Annotated in this window: 3 protein-coding genes; all 3 read right to left on the bottom strand. The window is 70.5% G+C overall.

Annotated features, from left to right (window positions below):
• Positions 1-199 precede the first annotated feature (199 nt).
• The gene (locus tag H5J33_RS26190) at positions 200-1,108 is read right to left on the bottom strand and encodes a carbohydrate ABC transporter permease (protein WP_181797319.1); all 909 of its coding nucleotides are present in this window, start codon (positions 1,106-1,108) and stop codon (positions 200-202) included.
• The gene (locus tag H5J33_RS26185) at positions 1,105-2,385 is read right to left on the bottom strand and encodes a carbohydrate ABC transporter permease (RefSeq protein WP_181797320.1); all 1,281 of its coding nucleotides are present in this window, start codon (positions 2,383-2,385) and stop codon (positions 1,105-1,107) included. The genes H5J33_RS26190 and H5J33_RS26185 overlap by 4 nt, the downstream gene beginning before the upstream one ends.
• Before the next feature lie 70 nt (positions 2,386-2,455).
• Entirely contained in the window at positions 2,456-3,835 is a 1,380-nt protein-coding gene (locus H5J33_RS26180) for an ABC transporter substrate-binding protein (RefSeq protein WP_181797318.1), read from the bottom strand.
• Positions 3,836-4,060 lie beyond the last annotated feature (225 nt).

The following is a 4,060-nucleotide window of genomic DNA, read 5'->3' as shown; positions in this document are numbered from 1 at the left end:
ATCCGCCCGGGGAGCGCGGGGGCGGTGACACTGAACCGGGGCACGGGACATCCCTGGGTGGCTCGGCGCGGGCGTGGTGGTCCGGGAACGGCCGATGGAGTGAATTGGTTACGGCGGGTGCGGCATTCGGGCTACCCGCCCGCACGCGAGAGGGGCGGGCCCGTGACGGACCCGCCCCCGAAGTGCCCGTGGTATTCCGCTACTTGACCGCGCCCGCCATCACGCCGGACACGAACTGCCGCTGGAACGCGAAGAACACGGCCAGCGGGATCACCATGGAGAGGAACGCGCCGGGTGCCAGGACGTCGATGTTGTTGCCGAACTGCCGTACCTGTGTCTGCAGGGCGACCGTGATCGGCTGGGTGCCCGACTTGGTGAACACCAGCGCGACCAGCATGTCGTTCCACACCCACAGGAACTGGAAGATGCCGAGGCTGGCGATCGCCGGACCGCCCAGCGGCATCACCACCCGGGCGAACAGCCGCAGTTCACCGGCGCCGTCCAGGCGGGCCGCCTCCAGCAGTTCGCGCGGGATCTCCGCGAAGAAGTTCCGCAGCAGGAACACCGCGAACGGCAGCCCGAACCCGGTGTGGAACAGGATCACCCCGAGGATCGACCCGAACAGCCCGATCTTCCCGAAGAGTTCGGCGATGGGGATCAGCGCCACCTGCACCGGCACCACCAGCAGGCTCACCACGCCCAGGAACCACCAGTCCCGGCCCGGGAACTCCATCCACGCGAACGCGTACCCGGCCAGCGCCCCGATCACCACGACCAGAACCGTCGCCGGGACCGTGATCAGCACGGTGTTCAGCAGCGAGTTCGTGATGTCGGGGTTCTCCAGCAGCTTGCGGTAGCTGTCCACGGTGAGCTGGGACGGCTCGGTGAACACCGTCCACCAGCCGCTCGCGCTCATGTCCTGCGGCGAGCGCAGCGAGGACACCAGCAGGCCGATGGTCGGCACCAGCCAGAACAGGCCCACGACGATCAGCGCCCCGCGGACCAGTCCGCCGCCCAGCTTCTCCACGATCCGGGCACCGGCGGGCCGCCGGGCGGGCACCGCCCGGACCGCCTCGGTCTTCCGGACGCCTTCGGCGGTCGCCGTCATCGCCGCACCTCCCGCCTGAGCCGACGGATGTTGAACAGCATCACCGGGATCACCAGCAGCAGCAGGAACACCGAGATGGCGCTCGCCACGCCCGGCTGCCCCTCGGAGAAGCCCTTGCGGTACAGCTCCAGCGCCAGCACGTTCGCGTCGTCCTGGGAGGAGCCGGGCGCGATGATGAACACCAGGTCGAACACCTTCAGCACGTTGATCATCAGCGTGACCACGACCACCGCCAGCACCGGCGCGAGCAGCGGCACGGTGACCTTGCGGAACACCTGCCACTCGGAGGCGCCGTCCACCCGCGCGGCCTCCAGCAGCTCCCGGGGCACACCCGCGAGACCGGCCGCGATCAGCACCATCGCGAAGCCCGCCCACATCCACACGTACGCCCCGATGATCGCCGGGGTGACCAGCGCCGGGCCGAGCCAGGAGACCCCGTTGTACGGCTCCCGGAAGTTGTCCGCAGGCAGCCGCAGCCGGGCCCCGTCCGCGGCGGCGGGCAGGGTGAACGTGCCGTCGCCGGACGCCTTGGCGGAGGCCACCACCTTGCCGTCCTTCACCGCCTCGACGAGCATCCCGGCGTACCCCACCTCGGACGGGTCCGGGGCGCCGAGCCTGCCGACGCCCTTGCCGCGGGTGAAGTCCTGCCAGGTGGTGCCGGTGACCTTGCCCGGCTCCGGCGCGGCGGCGACGGCCCGTTCCACACCGTCGGGCAGCTGGTCGGGGGCCACGCCGACCAGCGGCAGGGCGACCGGCTGCCCGGCGCGCACGGTGTCCTTGGTGACGAAGCCGCCGCCGTCCGCCACGAGCGGGGACTCGCGGCCCGGGTGCGCCTTGGGGAACGCCGACGACCGCGCGAACGTGTCGTGCACGCCCACCCAGACCGCGTTGGCGACCCCCTTGTCCGGGTCCTGGTCGTACACCAGCCGGAAGATGATCCCGGCGGCCAGCATCGAGATCGCCATCGGCATGAAGACGACCAGCTTGAACGCCGTCCCCCAGCGCACCCGTTCGGTCAGCACCGCGAAGACCAGGCCGAGCGCGGTGGCGACCGTCGGCGCGAACACCACCCAGACGACGTTGTTCTTCAGCGCGGTGCGGATGCCGTCGTCGGTGAACAGCGTCCGGTAGTTGTCGAAGCCGGCGAAGCCGTCACCGGAGGCGTTGGAGAAACTGCGGACGATCGAGTACCCGATCGGGTAGACCACGAGCGCGCCGAGCAGCACCAGGGCGGGCAGCAGGAACAGCGCTGCCACGGCCTTGCGGGTGCCGGTCACGCTCTTGCGACCGCGGGGCGCGGCGGGGCCCGGTGCGGCCCCGGCCGCCGCTGCCGACGCCATGCCCGGATCAGCCCCCGTTCCCGTACGCCGCCGCCGCGTCCCGCTCCAGCTTCGCCTGGGCGCCCGCGACGTCCTTCGGGTTCCTCAGGAAGTCCTGGAGGTCCTTCCACTCGCCCTTGCCGGGCGTGCCGCCGAAGGCCTGCGGGGCCTGGTCGGACATGTCGAAGCGGAAGTCGTCGCCGGCCGCGATCAGCGCCTTGGCGATCTTCCGCTGCACCGCGTTCGGGTACGCCGCGAGCGGCACGTTCTTGTTCGGGGAGAGGTAACCGCCCAGCCTGGCCTGGATGGTGGCCGCGTCCGGGGAGGCGAGGAAGGTGACCAGGGCCTGTGCCGCCTTGGAGTCCTTCAGGATCACCGCCGCGTCACCGCCGGAGACCACCGGCGCGCTGTCGCCGACCGCCGGGAAGGGGAACACCTTGGCGTCCGTGCCCACCTTCGCCTTGGTCTCGCCGATGTTCACCTGCGCGAAGTCGCCCTCGTAGACCATGGCCGACTTCGGCTGGTCGCCGCCGGTGAAGGTCTGGGTGACCGACTGCGGGAACTCCGTCTGCAGCGCGCCCTTCTGGCCGCCCGCCAGGTAGTCCTTCTTCCCCCACAGCTCGGCGAGGGTGGTCAGCGCCTGCTTCACCGAGGGGTCGGTCCACTTGATCTTGTGCTGGGCGAGCTGGTCGTACTTCTCCGGGCCCGCCTGGGACAGATAGACGTTCTCGAACCAGTCGGTCAGCGGCCAGCCGTCCGCGCCGGCCACCGAGAACGGCGTGACCCCGGAGTCGTACACCGCCCGCGAGGCGGTCAGCAGCTCCTGCCAGGTCTTCGGCTCCTTCGCGCCCGCGTTCTCGAAGGCCTGGGTGTTGTACCAGATCAGGGACTTGTTGGCGGCCTTGTAGTAGGCCCCGTACTGCTTGCCGTCGACCTTGCCGATGTCCTGCCAACCCTGGGAGTAGTTCTCGGCGAGTTCCTTGACGGCCTCCGGCCCGAGCGGCTTGGCCCAGCCCTTCTGCACGGCCTGCCTGATGGCGCCGGGCTGCGGCAGCAGCGCGACGTCCGGCGGCTGGCCGCCCGCGATCTTCGATCCGAGGAAGTTGACGATCGGGTCCTGCGCGGGCACGAAGGTGACCGACGCGCCGGTGCGCTTCTCGAACTCGGCGAGGACCTTCTTGAAGTTGGCCTGCTCGCCTCCGGTCCAGACGGCGGCCACCTCCAGTCTGGCGCCGTCCAGCTTCGGCAGGGTGACGGTGGAACCCGTGGTCGCGCCGGTCTTCTCCCCGGTGCCCTCCTTGTCGTCGTCACTGCTGGAGCAGGCGGAGAGCGCGAGGGCTCCCGCGAGCAGGGCGGCGACCGCGGTGACGGCCCTGTGGGCCCGGAATGTGCTGCTCTTGCTGTGCATCACTTCCCCGTTCGTTCGTTCTTCGTTGAACGCGCGCTGAACGTAAGAACTCTGTCCCGTGCGGTCCGGTGTACGCCGGGCCGCTCCACACGGGCAAGAGCACCCGGGGGCGGGACCGGCGTATCGTGATCGGCTCGTAACCGGCCACGTATGCAGGGCAGTTCGCGGGAAAGTGGGCCTACAGCAGGGACGGGACCTCGGCCGCCGCGACCTCGCGGGCCGCCC

The organism is Streptomyces sp. WELS2, from assembly GCF_013870595.1.
Lineage (GTDB): Bacteria > Actinomycetota > Actinomycetes > Streptomycetales > Streptomycetaceae > Streptomyces.
Note: the sequence above shows the minus strand (reverse complement) of the source record. Positions and strands in the feature narration are given on the sequence as shown.

Excerpts from the sequence above, each read along its gene's own strand:
- H5J33_RS26190 (WP_181797319.1), bottom strand. The coding sequence starts at position 1,108 with ATGACGGCGACCGCCGAAGGCGTCCGGAAGACCGAGGCGGTCCGGGCG.
- H5J33_RS26180 (WP_181797318.1), bottom strand. The coding sequence starts at position 3,835 with ATGCACAGCAAGAGCAGCACATTCCGGGCCCACAGGGCCGTCACCGCG.